A 4940-nucleotide genomic window follows, 5' to 3' on the forward strand; every position below is an offset into this window, starting at 1 on the left:
AAACAAAAAGGAGAGTCAAAAAGACTCTCCTCTTGTATAACATCTGGGCGATACCTACTCTCGCATGCAGTTGCCCACATACTACCATCGGCCCGAGACGGCTTAACTGCCGGGTTCGGTATGGAGCCGGGTGTTTCCCGCCCCGGTATCTTCACCCAGAATATCTGCTCACTCAAGAGTACATAGGGAATTAAGGTAAAGGAATCGGATTATTAGTACTGGTCGACTGAACACTTCACAGTGCTTACATCTCCAGCCTATCTACGTCCTCTTCTCGAACGATCCTGAGAGACCTAGTCTTGAAGCGTGCTTCCCGCTTAGATGCTGTCAGCGGTTATCACTCATGAACGTAGCTACTCAGCTACTGCCGCTTGCACGACAACTGATTCACTAGAGGTTCACTAACCCCGGTCCTCTCGTACTAGGGGCTACCCTTCTCAAGTCTCCTACGCTCGCAACAGATAGGGACCGAACTGTCTCACGACGTTCTGAACCCAGCTCACGTACCGCTTTAATAGGCGAACAGCCTAACCCTTGGGACCTGCTCCAGCCCCAGGATGCGATGAGCCGACATCGAGGTGCCAAACACTGCCGTCGATATGAACTCTCGGGCAGTATAAGCCTGTTATCCCCAGGGTAGCTTTTATCCGTTGATCAACGGCCTTTCCACTCAGGGCCGCAGGGTCACTAGGGCCAGGTTTCCCTCCTGTTCGACCTGTCAGTCTCACAGTCAAGCTGGCTTTTGCCCTTACACTCTATGGTTGATTTCCAACCAACCTGAGCCAACCTTAGCGCGCCTCCGTTACTCTTTTGGAGGCGACCGCCCCAGTCAAACTGCCCACTTAGCAATGTCCTTGTTGTGCTCTCCACACTCTCAAGTTAGTACTCCGTTGTATAGAGGGTAGTATCCCACCGTTGGCTCCCCCGATCCTGGCGAACCGGGTTCTACGCCTCCTACCTATCCTGTACACCATACAACAAAGCACAATACCAAGCTACAGTAAAGCTCCATGGGGTCTTTCCGTCTAGTTGCGAGTCCTGGGCATCTTCACCCAGACTGAAATTTCACCGGGTCTCCTGTTGAGACAGTGCAGCGATCGTTACGCCATTCGTGCAGGTCGGAACTTACCCGACAAGGAATTTCGCTACCTTAGGACCGTTATAGTTACGGCCGCCGTTTACTGGGGCTTCGGTTCAAAGCTTCGCTTACGCTAACCTTTCCCCTTAACCTTCCAGCACTGGGCAGGCGTCAGACCCTATACGTCTTCTTCTCGAATTCGCAGAGCCCTGTGTTTTTGGTAAACAGTCGCCGCTGCCTTGTCACTGCGACTCCAGTCAGCTCTTAACCAACCAGAGTACCCCTTCTCCCTAAGTTACGGGGCTAATTTGCCTAGTTCCTTAACAGGAGTTATCCCGCTCCCCTTAGCCTTCTCAGCTTGCCTACCTGTGTCGGTTTTCAGAACGATTGGCTTAGTACTCAAACGCTTTGCGATGCTTTTCTCGACAGTGTGAACTCAACGTTGTTGCTCCCGAAGGAACTCCCATTCGTCCCTCACCCTCCCGCGGTGGATTTCCCTGCCGCGATCATCGGACTAGAAACTTGGACGCACTATGCAACTAGTACGCAACGCCTATCCTCCTGTGTCACACCCCAAAACTCATACTACGCCAGTACCGGAATATTAACCGGTTTCCCATCGGTTACCCCTTTCGGGTTCCCCTTAGGGTCTCGACTAACCCTGGGCGGACGAACCTTCCCCAGGTACCCTTAGGCTTTCGGGGGGAGAGATTCTCACTCTCCTTTCGTTTACTCATGCCTGCATTCTCTCTTGTGTCTCGTCCAACAGCCCTCACGGGTCTGCCTTCTCCCTACAACACAATGCTCCTCTACCAACAGTTTCCTGTTCCACAGCTTCGGAGGATAGCTTTAGCCCCCTTACATCTTCGGCGCGGTGAGTCTCGACTAGTGAGCTGTTACGCACTCTTTTAATGATGGCTGCTTCTAAGCCAACATCCTAGCTGTCTTTGACTCTCCACTTCCTTTAACACTTAGCTATCTCTCTGGGCCCTTAGCTGGTGGTCTGGGCTGTTTCCCTCTCGACTACGGACCTTATCGCTCGCAGTCTGTCTCCTGCACTTTGAGTAGAGGTATTCGGAGTTTGACTGGGGTTGGAGGTCGCCCCCCTAGCCCAATCAGTGCTCTACCCCCTCTACTAACCATGCAAGGCCGTGCTTAAACACGTTTCGAGGAGTACCAGATATCACCGAGTTCGGTTAGCTTTTCACTCCTATCCACAGGTCATCCAATAGCTTTTTACTGCTAACTGGTTCGGTCCTCCAGTGGGTGTTACCCCACCTTCAACCTGCCCATGGATAGCTCACCCGGTTTCGGGTCTATCGCAACTGACTTCCGCCCTGTTAAGACTCGGTTTCCCTTCGGCTTCTCCTATCTCGGATTAACCTCGCCAGTTACGGTAACTCGCAGGCTCATTAATCAAAAGGCACGCGGTCGCACTTTCGTGCTCCCACTTATTGTAGACTCACGGTTTCAGGTACTCTTTCACTCCCCTCCCGGGGTGCTTTTCACCTTTCCCTCACGGTACTTTTTCGCTATCGGTCAGCAGGTAGTATTTAGCCTTAGAGAGTGGTCTCCCCAGATTCACGCGGGATTCCTCGTGCCCCGCGCTACTCGGGATATATACAAGGATAGCCTCTAACTTTCGCCTACAGGACTTTCACCTTCTCCGGTCTATCTTCCCAGATAGTTCGACTAGCCTTTGGCTTCTCCCGGCCCTGTACGGTCAGACCCGTATATATCCCTCTACCCCTATATAGCAACGCCCGTACGCTTACACTATATAGGTTTAGGCTCTTCCCGTTTCGCTCGCCGCTACTCAGGGAATCTCTTCGATTTCTTTTCCTCTCGCTACTAAGATGTTTCAGTTCGCAAGGTTCGCTTCCTTTTCAGGATACCAAGTATCTCTACCTGGTGGGTTTCCCCATTCGGGCATCCGCGCTTCTATGGTCGCTTGCACCTACACGCGGCTTTTCGCAGCTGGCCACGCCCTTCTTCGCCTCCCGCTACCTAGGCATCCTCCGTGAGCCCTTTATACCTTTACCTTCCTTCTTCCTTTGACTCGCTTCTACTTCTTTACTCCCTATGTACTTTTCAATGACCAGATAACTTTTATTCCCCTGGTGGAGACAAGGGGATTCGAACCCCTGGCCTTCTGCTTGCAAAGCAGACGCTCTCCCAGCTGAGCTATGTCCCCTCACTGGTGGGCTCGAGTGGAGTCGAACCACTGACCTCGCGCTTATCAGGCGCGCGCTCTCACCTACTGAGCTACGAGCCCAGCTCAGGATTCACTCAAAGATGGATAGCAATCCTGTTAAACTCCTTAGAAAGGAGGTGATCCAGCCCCACCTTCCGGTAGGGCTACCTTGTTACGACTTAGCCCCCCTTGCCAATCCCACCCTAAACAAGCTCCCTCCTTTCGGTTAGGATACTCATCTTCAGGTGTTACCAACTCGGGTGGCTTGACGGGCGGTGTGTACAAGGCCCGGGAACGTATTCACCGCAGCTTGGCTGATCTGCGATTACTAGCGATTCCGGCTTCATGCAGGCGGGTTGCAGCCTGCAATCTGAACTGGGGGTTGGTTTGAGGATTTCCTCCACATTGCTGTCTCGGTCCCTTCTGTCCAACCCATTGTAGCGCGTGTGTCGCCCAAGATATAAGGGGCACGATACCTGACGTCATCCCCCCCTTCCTCCGCCTCGTCGGCGGCGGTCCTCCTAGAGTGCCCGGCCTTACCGCTGGCAACTAAGAGCAGGGGTTGCGCTCGTTGCGGGACTTAACCCAACACCTCACGGCACGAGCTGACGACGGCCGTGCACCACCTGTGCTGACTCCACACAAAGTGTGGTCGTTCCTCTTTCAATTCACTACTATCAGCATGTCAAACCTTGGTAAGGTCCTTCGCTTAGCATCGAATTAAACCACACGCTCCACCGCTTGTGCGGGCCCCCGTCAATTCCTTTGAGTTTCACCCTTGCGGGCGTACTCCCCAGGCGGTTCACTTATCGCGTTAGCTTTAGCACGGAAAGCTTTCCGCTCCCCACACCTAGTGAACATCGTTTAGGGCCAGGACTACCGGGGTATCTAATCCCGTTCGCTCCCCTGGCTTTCGAGCATCAGTGTCAGAACCGGCCCAGAAAACCACCTTCGTCACCGGCGTTCCTGCCAATATCTAAGGATTTTACCCCTACACTGGCAGTTCCGTCTTCCTCTACCGTCCTCAAGCCTGGCAGTTTCAACTGCAAGTCCGGAGTTGAGCTCCGGGTTTTCACAGTTGACATGTCAGGCCACCTACGCTCCCTTTACGCCCAGTGATTCCGGGTAACGCTCGCCCCCTACGTATTACCGCGGCTGCTGGCACGTAGTTAGCCGGGGCTTTCTAGTAAAGTACCATCCCTCCATGTAGCTTTCCACTCTACATGACATTTTTCCCTTACCACAGCAGTTTACAATCCGAAGACCTTCTTCCTGCACGCGGCGTCGCTAGATCAGAGTTGCCTCCATTATCTAAAATTCCGCACTGCTGCCTCCCGTAGGAGTAGGACCCGTATCTCAGTGTCCTTGTGGCCGGCCACGCTCTCACGCCGGCTAACCGTCGTCGCCTTGGTAGGCTCTTACCCCACCAACTAGCTGATGGTCCGCGGGCCGCTCCTTCGCCGATGCATTTGCACCTTTCACCTTTCGGTCTTATGCGGTATTAGCTGTCCTTTCGGTCAGTTATCCCCCTGCGTAGGGTACGTTCCCACGTGTTACTCACCCGTTCGCCACTCTATGTGTTGCCACATACCGTTCGACTTGCATGTGTCAAGCACGCCGCCAGCGTTCACCCTGAGCCAGGATCAAACCCTCCATCCATGACTCATT

The 4940-nt window shown here is 53.5% G+C and carries 2 tRNA genes and 3 rRNA genes; all 5 read right to left on the reverse strand.

The features are described 5' to 3' along the window. Window positions 1–42: 42 nt before the first annotated feature. The 5 genes from rrf to BG32_RS00420 all read right to left on the reverse strand — a co-directional run bounded on the left by rrf (window position 43) and on the right by BG32_RS00420 (window position 4931). Window positions 43–159, reverse strand: a 5S ribosomal RNA gene (gene rrf / locus BG32_RS00400). Between the two features lie 33 nt (window positions 160–192). Beyond that, window positions 193–3120, reverse strand: a 23S ribosomal RNA gene (locus BG32_RS00405). Window positions 3121–3196: 76 nt separating this feature from the next. Next, window positions 3197–3272: transfer RNA gene (locus tag BG32_RS00410), tRNA-Ala, on the reverse strand. 4 nt (window positions 3273–3276) lie between these two features. Next, window positions 3277–3353: transfer RNA gene (locus tag BG32_RS00415), tRNA-Ile, on the reverse strand. 49 nt (window positions 3354–3402) lie between these two features. After that, window positions 3403–4931 (reverse strand): 16S ribosomal RNA (locus tag BG32_RS00420). The 16S, 23S and 5S rRNA genes sit together here with 2 tRNA genes alongside, the layout of an rRNA operon. Window positions 4932–4940 lie beyond the last annotated feature (9 nt).

Origin of the sequence: Mesotoga sp. HF07.pep.5.2.highcov, assembly GCF_003666285.1 — a bacterium.
In the GTDB taxonomy this organism is placed as follows: domain Bacteria; phylum Thermotogota; class Thermotogae; order Petrotogales; family Kosmotogaceae; genus Mesotoga; species Mesotoga prima.